Annotated in this window: 20 protein-coding genes; 8 read left to right on the forward strand and 12 right to left on the reverse strand. The window is 64.1% G+C overall.

Translation table 11 applies throughout. The features are described from left to right. Positions 1-17 precede the first annotated feature (17 nt). On the forward strand, positions 18-635 hold the full coding sequence (gene pdxH / locus NKJ75_RS28065; protein WP_023668448.1) for a pyridoxamine 5'-phosphate oxidase: 618 nt from the start codon (positions 18-20) through the stop codon (positions 633-635). 8 nt (positions 636-643) lie between these two features. Here pdxH and NKJ75_RS28070 read toward each other — a convergent pair whose 3' ends face one another. Together NKJ75_RS28070 and NKJ75_RS28075 are read right to left on the reverse strand one after the other, a co-directional pair. Then, positions 644-1,396: a crotonase/enoyl-CoA hydratase family protein gene (locus NKJ75_RS28070; protein ID WP_023738480.1), complete on the reverse strand. Its 753-nt coding sequence runs from the start codon at positions 1,394-1,396 to the stop codon at positions 644-646. 31 nt (positions 1,397-1,427) lie between these two features. After that, positions 1,428-3,197: an acyl-CoA dehydrogenase family protein gene (locus NKJ75_RS28075; RefSeq protein WP_352500444.1), complete on the reverse strand. Its 1,770-nt coding sequence runs from the start codon at positions 3,195-3,197 to the stop codon at positions 1,428-1,430. Between the two features lie 446 nt (positions 3,198-3,643). On the opposite strand from NKJ75_RS28075, the gene NKJ75_RS28080 reads away from it, so the two are divergent. Then, positions 3,644-4,756: a glycoside hydrolase family 25 protein gene (locus NKJ75_RS28080; RefSeq protein WP_352500454.1), complete on the forward strand. Its 1,113-nt coding sequence runs from the start codon at positions 3,644-3,646 to the stop codon at positions 4,754-4,756. Between the two features lie 3 nt (positions 4,757-4,759). On the opposite strand, the gene purD is transcribed toward NKJ75_RS28080, so the two are convergent. Together purD and NKJ75_RS28090 are read right to left on the reverse strand one after the other, a co-directional pair. Next, positions 4,760-6,046, reverse strand: coding sequence for a phosphoribosylamine--glycine ligase (gene purD / locus NKJ75_RS28085; RefSeq protein WP_352500445.1), 1,287 nt, complete (start codon positions 6,044-6,046; stop codon positions 4,760-4,762). A gap of 133 nt (positions 6,047-6,179) precedes the next feature. Then, complete coding sequence (locus NKJ75_RS28090; protein WP_023818977.1) at positions 6,180-6,974, reverse strand: phytanoyl-CoA dioxygenase family protein; 795 nt, start codon at positions 6,972-6,974, stop codon at positions 6,180-6,182. Positions 6,975-7,065: 91 nt separating this feature from the next. Between NKJ75_RS28090 and NKJ75_RS28095 the strand changes: the two genes are divergently transcribed. Both NKJ75_RS28095 and ubiA read left to right on the forward strand, forming a co-directional pair. Next, entirely contained in the window at positions 7,066-7,977 is a 912-nt protein-coding gene (locus NKJ75_RS28095) for a LysR family transcriptional regulator (protein ID WP_023668455.1), read from the forward strand. A gap of 51 nt (positions 7,978-8,028) precedes the next feature. Then, a complete protein-coding gene (ubiA, locus tag NKJ75_RS28100) occupies positions 8,029-9,012 on the forward strand; it encodes a 4-hydroxybenzoate octaprenyltransferase (protein WP_023706640.1) in 984 nt (327 codons plus the stop codon). A 268-nt stretch (positions 9,013-9,280) separates the two neighbouring features. On the opposite strand, the gene NKJ75_RS28105 is transcribed toward ubiA, so the two are convergent. The 3 genes from NKJ75_RS28105 to NKJ75_RS28115 form a co-directional block, all read right to left on the reverse strand. Beyond that, entirely contained in the window at positions 9,281-9,847 is a 567-nt protein-coding gene (locus NKJ75_RS28105) for a DUF6101 family protein (protein WP_023668457.1), read from the reverse strand. Between the two features lie 183 nt (positions 9,848-10,030). After that, complete coding sequence (locus tag NKJ75_RS28110) at positions 10,031-11,461, reverse strand: FAD-binding oxidoreductase (protein WP_023834482.1); 1,431 nt, start codon at positions 11,459-11,461, stop codon at positions 10,031-10,033. An 18-nt stretch (positions 11,462-11,479) separates the two neighbouring features. Continuing rightward, entirely contained in the window at positions 11,480-12,445 is a 966-nt protein-coding gene (locus NKJ75_RS28115) for an L-threonylcarbamoyladenylate synthase (RefSeq protein WP_352462042.1), read from the reverse strand. 372 nt (positions 12,446-12,817) lie between these two features. On the opposite strand from NKJ75_RS28115, the gene NKJ75_RS28120 reads away from it, so the two are divergent. Next, a complete protein-coding gene (locus NKJ75_RS28120) occupies positions 12,818-13,276 on the forward strand; it encodes a hypothetical protein (RefSeq protein ID WP_023834484.1) in 459 nt (152 codons plus the stop codon). 165 nt (positions 13,277-13,441) lie between these two features. Further along, the gene (locus tag NKJ75_RS28125; RefSeq protein ID WP_081732299.1) at positions 13,442-13,825 is read left to right on the forward strand and encodes a hypothetical protein; all 384 of its coding nucleotides are present in this window, start codon (positions 13,442-13,444) and stop codon (positions 13,823-13,825) included. A gap of 76 nt (positions 13,826-13,901) precedes the next feature. On the opposite strand, the gene glyS is transcribed toward NKJ75_RS28125, so the two are convergent. Continuing rightward, positions 13,902-16,370 (reverse strand): glycine--tRNA ligase subunit beta, encoded by a 2,469-nt coding sequence (gene glyS / locus NKJ75_RS28130; protein ID WP_352500446.1) that lies wholly within the window; start codon positions 16,368-16,370, stop codon positions 13,902-13,904. 306 nt (positions 16,371-16,676) lie between these two features. Then, on the reverse strand, positions 16,677-17,078 hold the full coding sequence (locus NKJ75_RS28135) for an endonuclease domain-containing protein (RefSeq protein ID WP_023732115.1): 402 nt from the start codon (positions 17,076-17,078) through the stop codon (positions 16,677-16,679). A 224-nt stretch (positions 17,079-17,302) separates the two neighbouring features. Between NKJ75_RS28135 and NKJ75_RS28140 the strand changes: the two genes are divergently transcribed. Continuing rightward, positions 17,303-17,473 carry a hypothetical protein gene (locus NKJ75_RS28140; RefSeq protein WP_352500447.1) on the forward strand — a complete coding sequence of 57 codons (171 nt, stop codon included), beginning with the start codon at positions 17,303-17,305 and terminating at the stop codon, positions 17,471-17,473. Between the two features lie 3 nt (positions 17,474-17,476). On the opposite strand, the gene NKJ75_RS28145 is transcribed toward NKJ75_RS28140, so the two are convergent. After that, positions 17,477-18,421 (reverse strand): glycine--tRNA ligase subunit alpha, encoded by a 945-nt coding sequence (locus NKJ75_RS28145; protein WP_023687115.1) that lies wholly within the window; start codon positions 18,419-18,421, stop codon positions 17,477-17,479. A 176-nt stretch (positions 18,422-18,597) separates the two neighbouring features. Between NKJ75_RS28145 and NKJ75_RS28150 the strand changes: the two genes are divergently transcribed. Further along, a complete protein-coding gene (locus tag NKJ75_RS28150; protein WP_023687114.1) occupies positions 18,598-19,059 on the forward strand; it encodes a GNAT family N-acetyltransferase in 462 nt (153 codons plus the stop codon). A 208-nt stretch (positions 19,060-19,267) separates the two neighbouring features. On the opposite strand, the gene NKJ75_RS28155 is transcribed toward NKJ75_RS28150, so the two are convergent. Together NKJ75_RS28155 and NKJ75_RS28160 are read right to left on the reverse strand one after the other, a co-directional pair. After that, on the reverse strand, positions 19,268-21,043 hold the full coding sequence (locus NKJ75_RS28155; protein ID WP_352500455.1) for a tetratricopeptide repeat protein: 1,776 nt from the start codon (positions 21,041-21,043) through the stop codon (positions 19,268-19,270). A 191-nt stretch (positions 21,044-21,234) separates the two neighbouring features. Further along, positions 21,235-21,651: a DUF1284 domain-containing protein gene (locus tag NKJ75_RS28160; protein ID WP_023735592.1), complete on the reverse strand. Its 417-nt coding sequence runs from the start codon at positions 21,649-21,651 to the stop codon at positions 21,235-21,237. Positions 21,652-21,713 lie beyond the last annotated feature (62 nt).

The raw sequence follows: 21,713 nt of genomic DNA on the forward strand, positions 1-21,713 counted from the left end.
ACAATTTGAGAAAAACTATGAGTGACACTGAGTTAACAAGTAGTGACTTTACCGAAGCCGCCGAGCCGTTCCGGCTCTTTGCCGAGTGGCTGGAGGACGCCAAGAAAAGCGAAATCAACGACGCCAACGGCGTAGCACTTGCAACCGTCGATGCCGACGGCATGCCGGATGTGCGGATGGTGCTGCTCAAGGGTTTCGATGAAAGCGGCTTTGTCTTCTACACGAATTTCGAGAGCGCCAAGGGCCGCGAGATTCTTGGCAGCATGAAGGCGGCGATGTGCTTCCACTGGAAATCGCTGCGCCGCCAGGTGCGCATACGCGGTCCGGTGGAGATCGTCAGCGACGCTGAAGCCGACGCCTATTACGCGACGCGGCCGCGCGGCAGCCGGATCGGCGCATGGGCTTCGAAACAGTCGCGGCCGCTGGAAAGCCGCTTTGCCCTGGAGAAGGCGGTGGCCGAATACACGGCGCGCTACCCTATCGGCGAAATCCCGCGGCCAAAGCACTGGTCGGGCTTCCGCATCGTGCCGCAGGCGATCGAGTTCTGGCACGACCGGCCATTCCGGCTGCACGATCGGCTGGTCTTTTCGCGCAACGCCGAAGGCGGCTGGGACAAGACACGGCTTTATCCCTGAGGATAAGTTCAGGCCTTCTTGCGCGTCATGAAGGCCGTCAACGCGGCGCGCGCTTCGTCGGACTTCAGCCGCTCGGAGAAACGCTCGCTCTCCACCTTGATGCGGGCGACAAGCTCGTCGCGCGGGGCGCGCATCAGGTCACGAGCGATCTTCAGCGCCTGCGGCGGCTTGGCGGCGATCGCGCCGGCCGCGGCGAGTGCCGCGGCTTCTAGCCCGTCCTCCTCGACCACCTCATAGATCAGGCCGGCGGCCTTGGCGCGTTCGGCGGAAAAACCTTCGCCGAGTCCAAGCAGCGCAAAGGCGCCCTGCCTGCCGAGGATGAGCGGCGCCAGCAGGCTGGAGCCCGCCTCCGGCACCAGGCCAAGGTCGACGAAGGGTGTGCGGAACACCGTGCGCGGCGTGGCGAAAGTCAGGTCGCAATGCAAATTGAGCGTGGTGCCGATGCCGACCGCAATGCCGTCGACGCCGGAGACCATCGGCTTCTCCGTTTTGGCCAGCGCCATCAGGAAGTCCCAGACCTCGTTGCCGCCCTCACCGCCGGTGGCGATGACCAGGAAATCGGCGAGATCGTTGCCGGAAGAGAAGGCGCCAGGCACACCGAGGAAGACATGGACGCGAACCGCCGGGTCGGCATCGCCATCGGCCAGCGCCTTGGACATTGTCGCGTACATGGCGCGCGTCAGTGCGTTCTTCTTGTCGGGACGGTTCATGCGGATGATCTGGATGGCGCCCTGGCGCTCGACGAGAATATGGTCTGTCACGGTCATTCTTCCCTGGTGAGCGCTCTGGTATTCAGGCCGTTATCAGCGCCTTGCCGGCGGTAGCGAGGCTCTCGGCGCCATCGATGACGCGTTCCTTCAAGGCGCTGACTTCGCCGAGCAGGTTTTCGGCGAAAAAGCGGCAAAGGGCGATGCGGCTCTGCTGGGCAAGTCCGCCACGCGCCAGATAAGCGCCGCCGGCAGCAAGCGAGATCAGCCTGAGATAGGGGGTCGCACCGGCTTGCGCTTCGTCCAGACGGCCGTCGGCCAGCAGCTTCTGCAGGAAGCGCGTCGCCTCGGTGAGATCGTCGAACGCCTGGTCAAGCGCTTCGGCGGTGCGGCCGAAGCCCTGCAGGTTCGAGGTCCGCACCTCGTCGGCGATGGCCTTCAGTTCGGCGATATAGCCATGCACATGCTCGCCGCCGCCAAGCGGCAATTTGCGGGCTACAAGGTCGATCGCCTGGATGCCGTTGGTGCCTTCATAGATCGGCGCAATGCGGGAGTCGCGATAGAGCGCGGCCGCGCCCGTCTCCTCGATGAAGCCCATACCGCCGTGGACCTGGACGCCGAGCGATGCGACATCGACGCCGATATCGGTGGAAAAGGCCTTGGCCAGCGGCGTCAGCAGATTGGCGCGATCGCGCCAATGCGCGGCCTCCTCGCCTGTCGACACACGCGCAAAGTCGATGGCATAGGCGCAGGAATACGAGATGGCGCGGGCGATCTGGGTCAAAGCCTTCATGGTCAAGAGATTGCGCTGCACGTCGGGGTGATGGACGATCGGCGCCATCCCGGCGCCTGAAAAGTCCGATGCCTTGCCCTGGCGGCGCTCATTGGCATAGGCGATCGCCTTCTGCGTCGCGGCTTCGGCCACTGCCACGCCCTGCATGCCGACGCAAAGCCTCGCGTTGTTCATCATGGTGAACATGCAGGCGAGCCCCTTGTTCTCCTCGCCGATCAGCCAACCGACGGCGCCGGGCGCAGCACCCTGGAACCCGTCGCCATAGATCATGGTGCAAGTCGGCGAGGCATGGATGCCGAGCTTGTGCTCGAGGCCGGAACAGAAGACGTCGTTGCGGGCGCCGAGCGAGCCGTGATCATTGACCAGGAATTTCGGCACCAGGAACAACGAAATACCGCGCGTGCCGGCCGGTGCGTCGGGCAGCCGCGCCAACACCAGATGGACGATGTTGTCGGTGAAATCGTGCTCGCCATAGGTGATGAAGATCTTCTGGCCGAAGATGCGGTAGGTGCCGTCGCCGGCAGGCTCGGCGCGGGTGCGCAGAGCGGCGAGATCGGAACCGGCCTGCGGCTCGGTCAGGTTCATCGTCCCCATCCATTCGCCGGAAACGAGCTTCGCCAGATACCTTGCTTTGAGCGCCTGGGAAGCATGCTTGTCGAGCGCCTCGACCGCGCCCATGGTCAGCGTCGGGCCGATGCCGAAGGCCATGGCGGCGGAGTTCCACATTTCGAGCGCGGCAACGCCGAGCATGGTCGGCAGGCCCTGGCCACCGAATTCTTCCGGTCCCGACAGCGCGTTCCAGCCGCCGTCGATCCAGCTGCGGTAAAGCGCCTTCCAACCGGGCGGCATGGTCACGGCTGCATCCTTCAGCACCGCACCGTGCTGGTCGCCGATCTTGTAGAGCGGCGCCACCTCCTCGCTGGCGAAGCGGCCGGCCTCGGCCAGGATGGCGTCGACAAGGTCTTCGCCGAGGTCGCCGAACGCGCCGCTGTCGAGTGCCGGCTTGAGCCCGGCGACATGCTTGAGCGTGAACGAAATGTCGTCGACCGGGGCCTTGTACATGCCGCTTCTCCTCCGCTGCTCCGATCGCTCGATCCTAGGACCCGGGCCGATGCAAAACCATCCGCCTCTGGGCGGCCTCCGACCTTCTTTTTACGTAAACGTCAAACTTTGTCACGCGGATTTTCATCGAACTTCGTCGTCCACAGGTGGAGCGGGAGCGTAGCGGACGCCGAGTACCATGTCGCGACCTCGCGCTAGGGCGCAACGGTGCAGAATTCTGCGCCGTGGCAACGCTTCGAAGTCGCGGAATGCATACTATGGTCCGCCCCGCGTCGCTTCGCTCCTTGCTTCGCCATAAAATGAAGAAGTCGCGAGAGCGACAGGACTCCTGCCCGAAAGCACTTCCTTAACCATACCGGTCCACCATCGGTGTTTGGTCAGCGGGGATCCCCTGTTTGAAAACGCCGGCGCATCTTCTTCGCCGCTCAGCGATCGCTCTCGCGGCGATGATGGCGCTGACGTCAGCGGCTACAGCCTCGGACTTTTCCGAGCCTTGGCGGGATGGCGACCGCGCGCTGGTGGTCGACGCCTATGAATACAATTCCATCGACTGGGCGCAGCTTGCAACCGACAAGCGCATTGTCGGCTTCATCAACAAGGCCTCCGACGGGCTGCCGCCGCCCTATTTCTGCTACGGCGACGAGCCTACGGTCAAACTCTGCAAGACATTGTGGAAACGCTTTGCGGTGACGCGCGAGCTGTTTCAGACGCGCAAGGTGGTGGCCAAGGCGCTCGGCCTGAAATGGGGCGCGTATCATCTTGCCCGCCCCGGCAATCCGCTCGAGCAGGCCAACAGTTTCATCGATTTCGCCGAGCCAGCCCCTGACGATCTGCTCGCCCTCGATCTCGAAGGCAACGACCCCTCGCAATGGATGTCGCTCGAGGATGCCGAGGAATTCGTGCGCCAGGTGCACCGGCGGCTCGGCCGTTTCCCGATCCTCTACACCAACGGCAAGACCGCCCAGTACATCGCCGACAACCGCTACCAATACCGTCTGCTGTCGCGGCTGCCGCTCTGGTATGCGCGCTACAAGCCCGACATCGACGTGCATTTTCCGATGGGCAACTGGCAGGGCTATGCGCTGTGGCAGTTCTCGGCGCAGGCCAATTGCGGGCGCCTGCGCTGCCCCTACCGCGTCGCCGGCACGCCCAACGACATCGACGTCAACGTCGCGCCGATGGACGCGGCGGCACTGCGCCAGCAATGGCCCTTCGGCGGCCTGATCGACGTGCCGCCCGACTACCTCGCCTCAATACCGGTGCCGGTGTCGCGCGCGGCCGGGCTCGCCGGCAAAGTCACCATCACATACGCCGATGTGGCGACGCCACCGGCGGTCGAGGAAATGGTGGCGGTGCTCGGCGCGCGCTGGCAGACATTCCGCGCCGCCTTCCGCATGCCGGTGGTCAAGACGGTGCCGCGCCGCGCGCGCTTCGGCATTGCCGAGTATGTCGCCTGGAAGCGGACCACGTATCGTTCGGAGGCTCTGCTCGAGGCCGCCTTCTCGCAGGCCGCCGACCCGGTCAGCACCGCTTCGACGGAACTGGTTCGCGAGCGCTGAGGCTTATGTGGCGGCGCTGGCCTTTTCCCGCGCCACCGCCTGCCAGCCTATGTCGCGGCGGCAGAAGCCTTGCGGCCAGTCGATACGGTCGAGCTCGGCGTAAGCGCGGCTTTGCGCTTCGCCCACCGTCTTGCCTGATGCCGTGACGTTGAGCACGCGGCCGCCATTGGCGACCAGCGCGCCGCCATTGATGGCAGTGCCGGCATGGAAAATCTCAACGCCTTCGCCAGCGGCTTCGTCGAGACCCCGAATGACCGAGCCTTTTTCCGGCGTCCCGGGATAGCCCTGTGCCGCCATCACCACGGTCAGCGCGGCATCGTCGCGCCAGCGGATCGAACTGTGCGCCAACTGGCCGTCGACGGCGGCGTTGAGCAGCACCAGCAGATCGTCCTTCAGCCGCATCATCAGCACCTGACACTCGGGATCGCCGAAGCGGGTGTTGTATTCGATCAGCTTCGGCCCCTTGTCGGTGATCATCAGCCCGGCAAACAGAATGCCGGCGAACGGCGCGCCAAGCTCGGCCATGCCGCGCATGGTCGGCTCGACGATCTCGCGCATGGTGCGCTCGACCATTTCGGGGCTCATCACCGGCGCCGGCGAATAGGCGCCCATGCCGCCGGTGTTGGGGCCGGTATCGCCATCGCCGACGCGCTTGTGGTCCTGCGCGGTGCCAAAGGGAAGTGCGGTCGTGCCGTCGCACAGGCAGAAGAAACTCGCCTCCTCGCCGGTCATGAATTCCTCGACTACTACCTCAGCGCCGGCGTCACCGAATGCGCCGTCGAAACAAGCATCGAGGGCGGCGCGCGCCTCGTCCAGCGTCATGGCGATGGTGACGCCCTTGCCGGCGGCAAGCCCGTCGGCCTTGATGACGATCGGCGCGCCGACCTTTTCGACATAGGCTTTCGCCGAGGCAAGATCGGTGAAGCGGCCATAGGCGGCGGTCGGGATGCCGTATTTGGCGCAAAGGTCCTTGGTAAAACCTTTCGAGCCTTCGAGCCGCGCTGCCCGCTTCGACGGGCCGAAGACGCGGATGCCCTGCTCACGCAGATCGTCGGCAATGCCGGCGACCAGCGGCCCTTCCGGCCCGACGACGACGAGATCGATCGCGTTGTCCTGGCAGAAGCTGGCAACAGCGGCATGGTCGGCGATGTCGAGCTTGACCAGTTCGGCCTCGTGGGCGATGCCCGGATTGCCGGGCGCGGCATAGAGCCTGGTCAAAAGCGGCGAGGCCGCGATCTTCCAGGCCAGGGCATGTTCGCGGCCGCCGGAGCCGATCAACAAAACGCGCATGCCGATGTCCCTTGTCATTTCACGACAGGGACTGCGCTATTGCCCCGGGCGGCGCGGGTCAAGAGTTTTACCTTGCGCCATACCGGTTGCGCACGGGAACGTCGCGCCGAGAGCACGGCGTCCCCGGCCGGTATCAGCTCTGGAAGACCACTGGAAACCAGTCCTCGCGCAGTTTCTGGCCGGGCTTCATGTCATGGCCGGCATAGGGTGGCGAGGTACGGCCGGGGCGCTCGACATAGCGCGCATCGTCGCCGACCCAGCGCAGCGACAGCGCCCGGCGCCGCGCCGCGGTCGGATTGCCGCGCGCACCATGCGCGGTGCGGAAGTCGAAGAGGATGGCGTCCCCCGGTTCCATCTCCCATTCGAGCACCTTCAGCGACGGGTCCTTGTCTGGATCCGGCACGGGGAGGTAGTCGCCCTCGCCGGCATAGAAATTGCTGTCATCTAGCCAGCGCACCGGCAGGATCATCTTGTCCCATTTGTGCGAGCCGGCGACCAGCCGCAGCGTCGCTTCCTTGACCGGATCGATCGGAATCCAGAAGCTGACGGTCTGGGTGCCATCGACGAAGTAATACGGGATGTCCTGGTGCCAAGGCGTCGGCTTTTGCGTGCCCGGTTCCTTGACCAGCACATGGTCGTGGAAGAACTGGGCGCTGCGCGACTGCATCGCCGCTGCCGCGAGTTCCGCGGCCGGGGAATTGCGCACCACGTCGACGAATTCGGGAATGCGCTCCCAATTGCAGTAATCGTCGAAGAAGCTGCCCTTGCCGTTGGCGATGTCCGAGGCCGTGGCGCTGCGGTTTTGCATGTTGCGCTCGATGCCGGCGGCGATGGTGCCGACCCAGTCCTTGAAGGCGCCGCGTATGCAGACCGCGCCGTCGCGCTGGTAGTCGGCAATCGCTGCGGCATCAATATGTCTGGCGGCCATCTCATGTCTTCCCTGTTTCGATGACCGACTATCGCAGCCGCCGCACATCGCGTAAAATAATAACTTCTCATCTCTCTTATAGTTTTAGACTATGAATCTGACCCTCACCCAGCTGCGTTACCTCGTCGCCGTCGCACGGCATGGCAGCGTCACCGCGGCCGCGCGGATGCTGAACGTCTCACAGCCGTCGATCTCGGTGGCGATCGACAATGTCGAAGCGACGCTCGGCCAGAAACTGTTCGTGCGCCAGCGCGGCAGCGGCATCGCGCTGACCTCGTTCGGCCGCAGCGCGGTGGCGAAGGCAAAGCAGGTGCTGGCCGAAGCGGACGAACTGGTTGGGCTCGGGACGCGCGACGCCGATGTCGGGGGCGAACTTGTGCTCGGCTGTTTCGAGGATCTGGCGCCCTATTTCGCGCCGGCGCTGATCCGCGCTTTTTCGCAACGCTGCCCGGCGGTCACCGTGGTGGTCCGCGACGAGACCTTCGAGACGCTGGGCCGGCGGCTCGGCGATGCGGCAATCGATCTCGGCCTGACCTACGATCTCGGCCTGCCCTCGCACTTCGCCCGCATCCTGCTGCATGAGCTGCGGCCACACGCGCTTCTGCCGCAAGGCCACGCACTGGCCAGCCAAGCGAGCGTCAGCCTGGCGGAGCTGGCGACCCATCCCTTGATCACCACCGACCAGCCGCATAGCTGGCAGCATATGCTGGACCTGTTCCTCAGCCGCGGCCTGTCGCCGGTCTCGCAATCGACGGCGAGTTCGTTCGAACTGCAGCGCAGCATGGTCGCCAACGGCTTCGGCGTCGCGGTGAGCTACACCAGGCCCTATGGCGACAGGAGTTATGACGGGCTGCCGCTGGTCTGCAAGCCGCTGTCCGATCCGCTGCCGATGCAGCGCATCATCCTCACCCATGACACAAGGCAAAGGCTGTCGAAGGCGGCGCTGGCCTTCACGGAGGTGGCGAAGGAATGGTTTGCCAGCCACGATATTTTCACCGCCTGAGCGACAATGCGGCCGCTTGACGGCGCACGCCGCTGCTGCCACTCCAGCACGATGGAAACCATCCAGTCGAAAGCCGCACAGGGCCGCGTCGCCGACGCGCCGAGCGGCCATTGGGTCTACAAGATATTGCCGCGCTGGCTGTGGCCTTACGCGCAGCTTGCGCGCTGGGACCGGCCGATCGGCTGGCAATTGCTGCTGTGGCCCTGCTGGTGGTCGGCAGCGCTTGCGGCCAGCGCCTATCCCCGCCCGGCAGACCCGTTGCTCACATTGCTGCCGTCGCCGTGGTTCCTGTTCCTGTTCTTTGTCGGCGCCGTCGCCATGCGTGGCGCCGGCTGCACCTATAACGACATTGTCGACCAGGACATCGACAACAAGGTCGAGCGCACGCGCTCGCGGCCATTGCCGGCCGGCAAGGTGACGCGCCGCCAAGCCTGGGCGTTCCTGGTCATCCAGGCCTTGCTGGGCCTCGTCGTGCTGCTGCAGTTCAACGACTTCGCCATTCCGCTCGGCATCGTCTCGCTGGTCATCGTTGCCGTCTATCCCTTCATGAAGCGCTTCACCAACTGGCCGCAATTGGTGCTCGGGCTCGCCTTCTCCTGGGGTGCGCTGATGGGCTGGGCGGTCGAGTTCGGCGATCTCGATGGCCCGGCCATCATGCTCTATATCGGCTCGATCCTGTGGGTGATCGGCTACGACACCATCTATGCACATCAGGACAAGGAAGACGACGCAATCGTCGGCGTGCGCTCGACGGCGCGGCTGTTCGGCGACAACACCAAGACCTGGCTGGTCGGGCTTTATGGCGGCACGCTGGTCTGCTTCGCCATCGCGTTCGCCTCGGCGCAGGTGCCGGTGGTGGCGCTGGCCGGGCTGATCGCCGCCGGCGCCCATATGGCGCGGCAGATAGCGGTTCTGGATATCGACGATCCCGATCAATGCCTGCGGCTGTTCAAATCCAACAACCAGGTCGGCTGGTTGATCTTCATCGGCCTGATCGGCGGTGCGCTGTGGGTGGCGCTAAAGCCGCTGGTTTAATCTCCTTCTCCCCGTCACTACACGGGGAGAAGGTGGCGGCAGCCGGATGAGGGGCAGCGCCAATCTTTGCAGTTGAGGTGAGATGCACAGCGGCGATATTGCGAGAAATGCCTCGGTCAGCGCCGCCCCTCATCGCCCTGCAGGGCGTTGGTCACTCGAAAAGCCAAGCAATTGGCTTTTCGTCCGCTACGCGGACCGCTCCTCAACCCCCGTATAGTGACGGGGAGAAGAAGGCTGTCGTCGGCGGTTTCGCCAATCGCCGGTCAAGCTACTCCCGCGAAATAATCTCCTGGCCGTCGATCACCAGTCTCAGCCCGAGATTGCCGGCCCTGCGGCGGGCGAGGAAGCGCGGGCGGCGCGTGGTCGAGACCCGGCCCTTGCGGCGATCCTTGGCCGGCAGCGCCTTGATGGCGGCGCCGAGCGATTCCTCAAGCGTGCGGGCAATGCCGTCGGATTCGATCAGCAGCATCTGCAGCCGGTAAGCATCGGCCCAGGCGCGCCAGTCGGCGGCGACGTCGTCGAGATCGTCGGCCACCAGCAGCGGCACCGACAGCATCGGGTCGTTGTGCAGGAGTTCGAGGGTTACCGTGACATTGCCTTGCGCATCCTCCATCGCGCGGGCGGCGACGCCGCGAAACGCGTTGGCGGGCAGCGCGATGATCGCCGGCACGCCGCTCATCTCGAGCGTGCGGCGGATGACGGCGCCGCGCTGGTCGATGGTGAAGGTAACGTCGCCATAGTCGTCGCGCGTGGCATAGCTCACCACTTGCGGCAGGCGGAATGGGTCGAGGCGCATGTTGCGCCCGGCCCAGACGGGCTTCAATACACTGTTCATCTGCTGCCTTCCTGTGTTTCTCCTGAGAGCCGTTTTGCGGGTCTCTCCGGGCCGGTTTTCCCGGCCTCGTTGTGTGAAACATTAGCGCGAGCTTCTGCCGCCCGGCTTAAGAAAGTCAGTTAAATTTTGCTGATCTCAGGCAATGGTTATCGGAATGAGACCAGCCACAAAATGTTGAAAGGATCAGATAACCTTACCGGGATTCATGATGCCGGCCGGATCGAAGACGGCCTTCACCCGGCGCATCAGCTCGATCGCCATTGGCGGCGCGGTGGCGATCAGCTCGTCGCGCTTCAACTGGCCGATGCCGTGCTCGGCCGAGATCGAGCCGTGGAAGGAGCGCACGACATCGTGCACGGCATGGTTCATGGCGTGGTAGAGGCCGAGAAACGCTTCGTCGTCACCGCCCTCCGGCCGGGAGATGTTGTAGTGGAGATTGCCGTCGCCCATATGGCCGAAGCAGACCACGCGCGCCTGCGGACTGACCGAAGCCACTGCACCGGCCGCCTTTTCGATAAACGCCGGGATGGATGCCACCGGTACCGAAATATCATGCTTGATCGAAGCGCCTTCGGGCTTTTGCGAATCCGGCAGCACCTCGCGGAAGTTCCAGAACGCGTCGCCCTGCGCCAGGCTGGCCGCGATCACCGCGTCGCCGACGATGCCTTGCTGGAGGCCTGCCGACAGCACTTCTTCGATCAGCCCCCTGGCGTCCTCGGCCGAACGGCCCGACGACACCTGCATCAACACATACCATGGCCAATCCTGCGCCAGCGGCCGCGTGACGCCCTGCGCATGGCGCAGCGTGAAATCATAAGGACGCTGGCCGATCAGCTCGAAGGCGGTGAGTGCCGCCCCTGCCCGGTCCATCGCCAGGCTGAACAGCGAAAGCGCTGCTTCCGGCGACGACAGGCCGGCAAAGGCCACTTCGCGCCCCTTGGGCTTGGGAAACAGTTTCAGCACCGCCGCGGTGATGATGCCGAGCGTGCCTTCGGCGCCGACGAACAGGTTCTTCAGATCGTAACCGGTGTTGTCCTTCTTCAGTTTGCGCAGATCGTCGAAGATTTCGCCGGTCGGCAGCACCACTTCGACGCCGAGGCAGAGTTCGCGCGCATTGCCATAGGCGAGCACGCCGGTGCCGCCGGCATTGGACGAGAGGTTGCCGCCGATCTGGCAGGAGCCCTGCGCGGCAAGCGACAGCGGAAACAGCCGGTCGGCGGCGTCGGCGGCTTCCTGCAGCGTCTGCAGGATGACGCCGGCTTCGACGGTCACCGTGTTCGAGAAGACGTCGATCTCGCGAATGCGGTTCAGCCGCGACAAAGAAAGCACGATCTCGCGGCCGGAGGCATCCGGCACCTGGGCGCCGACCAGCCCGGTGTTGCCGCTTTGCGGCACGACCGGCGTTCCCGTCTCGCTCGCCAGGCGCATGATCCGGCTGATCTCGTCGACGCTGCCGGGACGCAGCACCAAGGCGGTCCTGCCGTGCCATAGGCCGCGCCGCTCGGTCAGATACGGCGCAATATCGGCCTGGTCGCGCAGCGCATATTTGTCGCCGACGATTGCCGCGAAGCGGGCGATGAGAGCGGGATCGAGGTCGAAGGGTGCGTCGTTCATGGGCGCAAACTATGGCGCTCAATCGAGCTTGTCACGGGGGGCAGCGGCACGAAACAGCCGATCGTTGATCGCCTCGCCGAGCCCATCGAACGGGATCGGCTCGACGGCGATCGTCGCCGCACCGCTGCGGTCGAGTTCCTGCAAATACGCGAACAGATTGCTTGCGGCTTCGCGCAAATCGCCTGACGCGGACAGGTTGCGCAAGGCGGCCGCCGCTTGCCAGCCTTCGGCGCGGTCGCCACCAAAGGCCAGCAAGGCCTCGCCTTCAGCCACACTCTGTGCATCGAGCCGCACCGATGCGCGCGGCGCATAATGCGACGCCAGCATGCCGGGCGCCTCGATGCCGGCTGTCGCGCCGCGCTGCAGCTTAATGCCGGTGACGGCCTCGATATCGGCGGCAGCGATGCCGCCTGGCCTCAGCAGCCGCACGCTGTTGCCTTCGACCTTGACGATGGTCGATTCCAGCCCGACCGGGGTGGCGCCGCCATCGACCACCAGCTGGATTTTGGCGCCGAGATCGGCCGCGACGGCTTGCGCCGTCGTGGCGCTGATCTTGCCCGAAGAGTTCGCGCTGGGCGCGGCCAACGGCCGGCCGAGTCTGGCGATCAGCTCGCCGCCGAACCCCCTGGGCATGCGCAGCGCGATCGTGTCCAGCCCGGCGGTGACCAGCGGATGGATGCCGTTGCCGGGTTGGAGCGGCAGCACCAGCGTCAGCGGCCCCGGCCAGAACGCCTCGGCCAGCCGTTTCGACAGCGGATCGAAGGCCGCAATGCGCTCGGCCATCGCCAGATCGGCGACATGGGCAATCAGCGGGTTGAAGCGCGGCCGGCCCTTGGCTTCGAAAATGCGGGCGACGCCGACGCCATTGGTCGCGTCGCTGGCCAGTCCATAGACGGTCTCCGTCGGGATGGCGACGACGTCGCCGCCCTCAAGCAGCGCCAACGCCTGCTCCATCGCTTCGCCGACGGATAGTATCTCAGCCACTCGCTTCACCTCACAGGCACCGGACCTAAAGCGCGTCGCGCTGAACCGGATTCATGCGACGCGCTTTAGGTCTTTGTTTTGATGCATGTCGTTCTCTCAAAACCGGGGCCACTTTTGAGCGACATGCATTAGAGCGGTTCAGCGGTTCGCTGAAACGCTCTAAGTATTTGTTTTTGCGCAATTCCGGACGGAAAACCGCTACTCACTTTTCCTGGAATTGCTCTAATACGGCAGTGGTTTTCGGGCAAGCCGGCGTTGGCGAATTATCAATGCCTAAAATGCTACGTTTCCCTGCAAGCCGGCATCAATCCACTGGGGTTAAGGCTATTTGCGGTTAGGGCTGGCGGCTTGTCGGGCAAGGGGACGGTTTCGATGTCGATGCGTGTGCTTGGAGCGCTTGGTTTCACCCTGGCGGCGATGACCGGTGGGGCGCACGCCTCGTCGATCGTCTCTCTCGGCGTCTCGACCTCGACGCCATCGGTCATCAAGGTTGGCGGATCCGAACCGGTCAGGATCGCCTCGTCGCCATCGATCGTCGCACTCGGCGATGCCCAGCCCGATGTGACTTATGAAAAGGTCGCGGCGATCCCCGAAAAGCCTAGGCACGGCCAGGACCCGATGATCATTCGCGGCGGCATCGTCGGCGGCGCCTTCGCCGCGCCGGCTCCGGCCAGGGCGAGCGCCGCGGCGCCGGCGACTGAGCCGACGGCAGAGACCGCACCAGCCGGAACTGCAACGGCATCGAACGGCAAGCCCGAGTCGCAACCGGCAGCGCCGCAGCCGGCAGCAACACCGCAGCAGCCGATCGAGGGCGTCGGCAAAGCCGAGTAGGCCATTCAGCCAAAACAGTCGGCCAAGACAGTCGGCCGATCCATGCCGCTTGACGCCGATCGACGCCCCGGCGCAGGATCGGCTTGGCGGCGGCGGCCCCAATTTCGCCAATCGGGTTTGGCATGAGCGCGCCGGGTTCTAGGAGAGCGAGGGGTTATCATGAACATGACGAAATCTTTGACTATTGCCGGCCTGTTGCTGGCGTCACCTATAGGTGTCGGCGGCGCGCAGGCCGGTGACGAGCTAGGGTCCTACGTCGCGCGCATTTCCGATCGCGACCACCATGCCAGCGACGGCTATGAGCTGAGCAGCGCAGCACAGATGGTGCGGCAGGACCGTGCCAACTGGCACAAGTTCCACCGGCGCGATGCCGACGACCAGGGCGATGACTGGTTCCGCAGCAACGATGATCGCGCGTATCTGGAACGCATGCTGAAGCGCGGTGGCGCGATGAGCTCCTCGACACGGAACGCCATCGTCAATGGCGAGCCGCTGATCCAGGTCGACGTCTATTCAGACAGCGTGCATGTCAGCATTTTGGAGGACTGACGGAGTCAGCCTCGGGAGGACTGAAAACAAGACGGGCGGCGTGTGAACGCCGCCCGTGTTCGGGCTTGTCCGTCCCTTAGCCAGCTATTCTGGAAAAATCCGCGACCTGATCGGTGGCCGTGCGGATGCGAGCCAGCAGCGCCAGGCGGTTGGCGCGCACGGCCTGGTCCTCATCATTCACGAGAACGCGTTCAAAGAATGAATCAACCGGTTCACGCAACACGCTAAGCGCCAGCATGGCGGCGGAAAAGTCTTCGTTTTGAATCGCTTCGCCGGCTTCTCTCTCCGCCTGATTCACCGCCGCAAACAGCGATTTCTCGGCCTCCTCGCGAAACAGCGCCGGCTCAACAGTCGCGGCGACGCGCGTTTTCTTCTTCTCCTCGGCAGCCAGAATGTTGGCCGCGCGCTTGGCGCCGGCGAGCAGGTTCTTGCCGTCCTCGGTGTCGAGGAAGGACCCTAGCGCCTCGACGCGGCGCACGATCTGCAGGAGGTCATCCGAGTGCGATTGGCCGATCTCCCCCCTTGTGAGGGAGATGCCCGGCAGGGCAGAGGGGGGCGCGCCAGAATGAGAGGTCGGCGGGACAGCGCCCCCCTTTGTCGGCTTCGCCGCCCCCACAATGGGGGAGATTGGCGCGCTTCCACCACCTGCCAGCACGGCGTCAATGAGATCATGCCGAGCGCCCTGGTCGCGGAGATAGACTTTCAGGCGGTCGTGGAAGAAGGCGAGGAGGTCGGAGCCAAAGGCCCGTCCAGCCTTGGACGCGAGATAACTCGCCGTTTGATAGGCACTATCGAAGAGCGATGTCAGCGGCAGTGAGATCCCATTCTCGATCAGGATCCTCACCACACCCAGTGCTGCCCTTCTCAGCGCGTAAGGATCCTTCGAGCCCGTCGGCTTTTCATCAATGGCCCAGAAGCCGACCAGCGTATCGATTTTGTCGGCCAGCGCGACGGCAATCGACACCGGATTGGTCGGCACGCTATCCGACGGACCTTGCGGTTTGTAGTGCTCCTCGATCGCCGCAGCCACGGACGGATGCTCGCCCTGCAGCAGCGCGTATTTGCGCCCCATGGCGCCTTGCAGTTCCGGAAACTCGCCCACTGCTTCGGTCGTAAGATCGGCCTTGGCCAGCACCGCGGCGCGGGCCGCGAGCGCGGTAATCTCCCCCCTTGAGGGGGAGATGTCGCCGAAGGCGACAGAGGGGGTCGTCTCGCGTGGAGCGCCAACTCCCTCTTTCTTTGCAAAGCCAGATTGCGTCGCGGCAGCCGAACCGACCCCCTCTGGCCTGCCGGCCATCTCCCCCTCAAGGGGGGAGATCGACTGCGCCACTGTTGGCGCCAGTTCCTCCGCCAGCCGCTTGATGCGCTCTACCCGCTCGCCTTGCGTGCCGAGCTTGGCGTGGAAAGTCACCCCGAGATGGTCGAGGCGGGCCATGCGTTGGTCGAGCGGCTTTTTCAGATCGAGCCCGAACTTTTCCGCCGATGCTTCAAGCTGCTCGAGATCGGGCAGATCGCCCTGGTCGGTCCGCCAGAAGTACAGCGCATCCGACAGGCGCGCGCGCACCACCTTGCCGTTGCCGTGCGCGATCTCCTTGCCGCCATCCTTCGCCTCGATGTTGGCGGTGAGGATGAAGCGGTTGGAAAGGTTTTCGCCGTCGCCTTGCGGACGGGTGACAAAGCATTTCTGATTGGCGCGAATGGTCAGCCGCACCACCTCGGGCGGAATGGCAAGAAAGGCCTGCTCGAATTCGCCCATCAGCACCACCGGCCATTCGACCAGGCCCGACACTTCTTCCAGCAGCCCTTCGTCCTCGACCAGATCGAGCCCGTTGGCGAAGGCGAGGTTGCGGGCGTCGGCAAGGATGATCTCCTTGCGCCGGTCGCCGTCGAGCACGACCTTGGCCGCTTCCAGCTTGGTCACGTAGTCGTCGAAGCGGCGCACGGTGATTTCACCCGGCGCCATGAAACGATGGCCATAGGTGATATTGCCCGAGCGGATGCCATCGATCTCGAAATCGACCACCGCCGGCTCCTCGGTCTCCGGGCCGAAGGTGCACAGGATCGTCTGCAGCGGCCGCACCCAGCGCAGCGAACCGGGCTTAGCCGAAGCCGGCCCCCAGCGCATCGATGTCGGCCACGGGAAGCTGCGGATGATGGCCGGCACCAGTTCGGCGACGATTTCTTCCGCCGCCCTGCCCGGCTTCGAAATATGGGCGACGTAGAAATCGCCCTTCTTCGGATCGGAATGGACATGCGCCTCGGCAACCGAGGCAAGGCCTGCCTTGCGCAGAAAACCCTGCACCGCCTGGTCCGGCGCCGCCGTCGACGGCCCCTTGATCTCCTCGTGGATGTCCTTCGAGCGCGCGGTCAGGCCCCTGACATCGAGCGCCAGGCGCCGCGGCGTCCAGTATTCGCGCGCGGCGTCATAGGTCAGACCCGCCTCGACCAGACCGTCGGTCAGCATCTTCCTGAGATCGCCCGCCGCCTTGCGCTGCATGCGGGCGGGGATTTCCTCGGAGCGAAGTTCTAGCAAAAGATCAGGCATCAGAGTTTCTCCACCCGCATGCCTTCTCCCTGATTGCGCGTCCTCGCGCCTCCGGCGCTGCGGTTGCGCGGCCGGGCGGGGATTTCCTCGGAGCGGAGTTCCAGCAACAAATCCGGCATCAGAGTTTCTCCACCCGCATGCCTTCTCCCTGATTGCGCGTCCTCGCGTCTCCGGCGCTGCGGTTGCGCGGCCGGGCGGGGATTTCCTCGGAGCGAAGTTCTAGAAGCAGATCAGGCATAGTTAGGCTCCCACCCTCCCCTCGATGGGGAGGGTCGGCGCGTAGCGCCGGGGTGGGGTGGCGACCTCTCAGCCGCCGATACCTTCGGCACCATCGCGCAAACGCAGGTGTGATTTTCGTTCTTCCACCGCCGCATAGATCGTATCGAGCACGGAATCCAGTTCGTTTTTGATTTCATGGTTCCAGAAGCGGATGACTCGATAACCCTGGCTCTCAAACCATTTCGTTCGACGTTCGTCATGGTGCTGTTGGTCATCGAAGCTGTGATGGACACCGTCCACCTCAATGATCAGCTTCAGCCGGTGGGAGGTGAAATCAGGGAAGTAAACGCCTACCGACGCCTGCCTGCGAAAATGAGTGCCTTCTACTGGAATGCGCCACAGATGCCGCCACAGGATGCGTTCCTCGTCGGTCATCGCCGCGCGAAGCCTTTGCGCAGACTGCAGCTTGAATCGATCGAGTTTTGGCATGGAACGTCGCGCTGTCACCCCCACCCGCCGCTTCGCGGCGACCTCCCCCATCTAGGGGGAGGTAAGAGGGCATGGCAACTCGGCTGACCGCTGTTTCCAGAAATTTTGACCGCCCCTGTCGGGCCGCAACCAGCCCGCCCGTCCTTTGATCAAAGATTTCCATGAACCAAACGCAGCGCTGAAGCGACGAACGCTCAGGCAGGGAACTTATTGGCTGAACGACCATGAAAACGGCATCGAGACTTCTGCAGATCATCGCGCTCAGCGCCTGTTTGACCGCGCAGGCCCATGGCGCCTTCGCGATGCCGGGCGTACGGCAGGCTTTGCGGACCATGGCCGGATCGACTGGCCCGATGTTGGCCCCAATCAACATGTCCCCCGAAATGATGAAGTGAGCCTCAGGCGGCGAGGCCGCCGGCCTGGGTTTGGAGGAACGCCTCGCCGCAGGCCTTCGCCAGATTGCGCACCCGCAGGATGTAGCTCTGCCGCTCGGTCACCGAAATCACGCCGCGCGCGTCGAGCAGATTGAAGACGTGGCTGGCCTTGATGCACTGGTCATAGGCCGGGAAGACCATGCGGTGCATCGGCAGATTGTCGTTCGAAGCCGGGGCGCCGGCCGCGAGCAGCGCCTTGCATTCGGCTTCGGCGTCCTCGAAATGCCTGAGCAGCATGGCGGTGTTGGCATATTCGAAATTGTGCCTGGAATATTCCTGCTCGGCCTGCAGGAAGACATCGCCATAGGTGACTTTTTCGGCGCCTTCTCGGCCATTGAAGTTGAGGTCGTAGACATTGTCGACGCCCTGCACATACATGGCCAGCCGCTCCAGGCCGTAGGTCAGTTCTCCCGCCACCGGCGCGCATTCGATGCCGCAGACCTGCTGGAAATAGGTGAACTGCGACACTTCCATGCCGTCGCACCAGCACTCCCAGCCGAGCCCCCAGGCGCCAAGCGTCGGGCTTGCCCAGTCGTCCTCGACGAAGCGAATGTCGTGCAGCAACGGATCGACGCCGATCGCCTTGAGCGAGCCGAGATAGAGTTCCTGCAGGTTCGGCGGGTTGGGCTTCAGGATCACCTGGTACTGGTAATAATGCTGCAGCCGGTTGGGGTTTTCGCCGTAGCGGCCGTCCTTGGGCCGGCGCGAGGGCTGGACGTAGGCGGCGTTCCAGCCCTTGGGCCCGAGCGCGCGCAGCGTGGTGGCCGGATGGAAGGTGCCGGCGCCGACTTCCATGTCGTAAGGCTGCAGGATGACGCAGCCATAGGCGGCCCAGTAATTGTGCAGGGTCAGGATCAGCCCCTGGAACGAGCGGCTGGGATGCATATGGGCTGGACTGTCTGACGTCACGGCGGCCTCGGAAAGCGCTGAAATGATGCCATTCCCTAGTTGCCGGGCCGGTAGGCGTCAAGGCAGCGCCTATCGCCGCCTTGATGAGAGGTTGAACGCTTTGCTTCGGACTGGCCCATTGCCGGACGGTGCCGGTGGCCGTTTGCTCGCCCAGCTTCAACGACAAAGGTTCAGCCATGCAAGGCCAGTTCACCGTACGCCCCGTCACCCGAGAGGATTACGAGCAATGGCTGCCGCTGTGGGACGGCTACAATGCGTTTTACGGCCGCTCGGGCGAGACCGCCCTGCCCGGTGACATCACTGCAATGACATGGTCGCGCTTCTTCGATGCCTATGAGCCGATGCATGCGCTGGTCGCGGAGAGCGAAGGCAAGCTTCTCGGTCTTGTCCATTATCTCTACCACCGCACCACGACGGCGATTTCGCCGAACTGCTATCTGCAGGACCTCTTCACCAATGAGGCGTCGCGCGGCAAGGGCGTCGGCCGGGCACTGATCGAAGACGTCTATACCAGGGCGCAAACCGCAGGCTCCAGCCGCGTCTACTGGCTGACACACGAAACCAACCACACGGCGATGAAGCTCTACGACAAGATCGGCGATCTCTCGGGCTTCGTCGTCTACCGAAAGCTGTTCTAGAATGAGCGCCAACGCTGGGTCTGCGCCGCGTCGCTTCGCTCCTTGCTCCGCCATAGAATGACGATCGCGATAGGGCGTCTCTATCTCTTTGTTCTGTCGCAATTCCGAACGGAAAACCGCGCACACTTTTCCTGGAATTGCTCTAAGACGCCAAGCCGAAACAAAAACGGGGCTCAGCGAGCCCCGTTTCATCAGAAGTATGGCCCGATCACCCTTTCGGCGCTGGCGGGGTGGCCGGCTTGACTTTCGGGGTTTCCTGCGCCGTGTTGGATTCGATCGGCGGCAGGCCCTTCATCAGCTTCTGCTGCAAAATGGCAAGCACATCGGGATCCGGCTTCAGGTCGCGCGCCTGGTTCCACTGGAAAGTGGCTTCGAGCTTGCGGCCGACGCGCCAATAGGCATCGCCGAGATGGTCGTTGAGCACCGGATCTTCCGGCTTGAGCGACACGGCGCGCTCCATTTCGCGCACGGCGTCGTCGAACCGGCCCATGCGGAAATAGGCCCAGCCCAGCGAATCGACGATGTAGCCGTCGCTCGGCCTGAGGTCGACGGCCTTCTGGATCATCGCCAGGCCTTCCTTGAGGTTCATGTTCATGTCGACCCAGGAATAGCCGAGATAGTTCAGCACCTGCGGCTGGTCGGGGAACAGTTCCAGCGCCTTGAGGAAGTTCGGTTCGGCCTTGGGCCATTCCTTCAGCCGCTCATAGGCGATGCCGCGCTGATAGTAGATGTTCCAGTTGGCATTGGTCGGCGTCTTCAGCACCGCGACCGCCTTGTCGTAGAGAGTGGCGGCGGAGCGGAAATCTTCCTTCGAGGCATAGACCCCGCCCAGCGCCAGATAGGCGCGCATGTCATCGGGGTGAGCTTCGACGAATGCCTTGAGATGGGCGATAGCCTCGTCGTGACGGTTGAGATCGGCAAGGTTGAGGCCGAGCTGCAGGTCGGAAAGCTCCTTCAGCGGCGAGGAGGCTGGAATGCGGCTATAGAGCGCAATGGCGCCTTCGCCGTCCTTCAGCTGCTCCGCAACGGCGGCAAGCTGCACCAAAGCGGCGTCGCTGTCGGGCTTGAGCGCGAGCGCATATTGCAGATAGAGGCGCACGAACGGCTCGCCGCCGCCGCGATTGAGCGCGATGGCGAGGTCGAGCAGGATTTCAGCGGCGCCTTCGGAGGGACTGGCGACGAAGGGCTCGATCTTGTCGCCCTTGCTGATCCTGTCGCGAAGCGCCTGGATGTCGAGCTTGCCGGGCGCGAACGCCTCGGCCTTGTCGAGCACGTAGAGCGCCTTGTTCTTGTTTCCCTTGCGCGCCAGGAAAGACGCGTAGGCCTGGGCGTTGCGCATCCATGTCTCGGGCGCGGCACCGCCGGCCGTGACGTCGGTCAGGGTCGCGTCATAAAGCGCGTCGGCCTTGTCCGATAGGCCTGCGGCATCGGCGATCAGCGCGCGGTGGAAGGACTTGAACAGGCCGAACCAGTCAGGCCCCTGCAGTTTGTCGATCGAGGCCATCGCCCCGGTGGGGTCGCCGGCGCCCTCTTGTGCCCAGCCGGACATGACGCCGGAAATCAGCCGGTCGAGATCGGATTCGAGCGACAGCTTGAGCCAGTACTGCGCCTTGGTGAAATCCTTCTTGTGGAAGGAATCGACCGCCAGAGCCAGACGCGAGAAGCGCTCGACGTCGGGAACTGCCTTGAGCTTGTCGGCATAGACCAGCGATTCCTCGAAGCGGCCTTGCGCGATCAGCGACAGCATCAGGCTTTGCTGCAGCGAGGTGTCGCCAGGATTGAAGGCGAGCGCCTGCTTGTAATAAGCGATGGCACTGTCGAGGTCGTTGTCGCCTTCGGCGATGCGGGCGGCGAGATAGGCGCCCGAGAAGGAGGTGATCTTGACCGGGTCGGTCGATTCCTTGGCGTAGGCAGGCAGCGGAGAAATCGCCATCCCTGCCACAATTGCCAGCCCTGCGAGCCAGCGCGCACGTCCTTGCCGCATCGTATCCCTTTCAGCCAAGCGCCATCCCGCGTCGGCGCGGAGAAGCCATAGACTCGATGTTTCCTGACAAAGCATGGCCTTTTTGGGGTCAGGCTTCAATCCGGGCCGAATTCACAATCGGGTCACCCGATTAACAAACCATGGCGACGCAGACACTGTCGGTTCCGACAATAGCAGATCGGGGTTGGGAGCTACAGCCTGACATCGCGATATCCGCCTGCCGCTATCGTGCTGCACAGGCCGGCCCACTCGCAACCCTGGCAGGCCTCACGCGTCACGCCGGCTGAAAAGGCCGCGCGCGAGGCGGCAAGCGTTGCCGCGTCGAGGCTGAGACGGACGCCCGCCTCGATGGGCCGGGCCAGCAGCTTGCCGACATCGCGTGCTGCCAGCTCGTCCCGGCCTGCGGCGCTTTCGCGCAAGCAGTGGGGCTCGGCCTCGCCGAGCAGCGGCCGGCAGATGTCGTCGGGGCCGGAGACGATCAGAATATCCTCGCCCCGGCCCAGACGTTTCGCGATCACGTCATAGTTGGCGACGAAGGCTGCGCTGTACCCTTCGCCGATATAGGTCAGCAGGCAAAGCAGATGGTGGGAGCGCAGCCGGACGGTCATCGGTCAGGACGCGCCAGCGGAGCCTGTTCCATCCCGATGGTATCGGGATGGGGCTCCATTTT

Source organism: Mesorhizobium sp. M0058 (genome assembly GCF_040323095.1).
GTDB lineage: Bacteria > Pseudomonadota > Alphaproteobacteria > Rhizobiales > Rhizobiaceae > Mesorhizobium.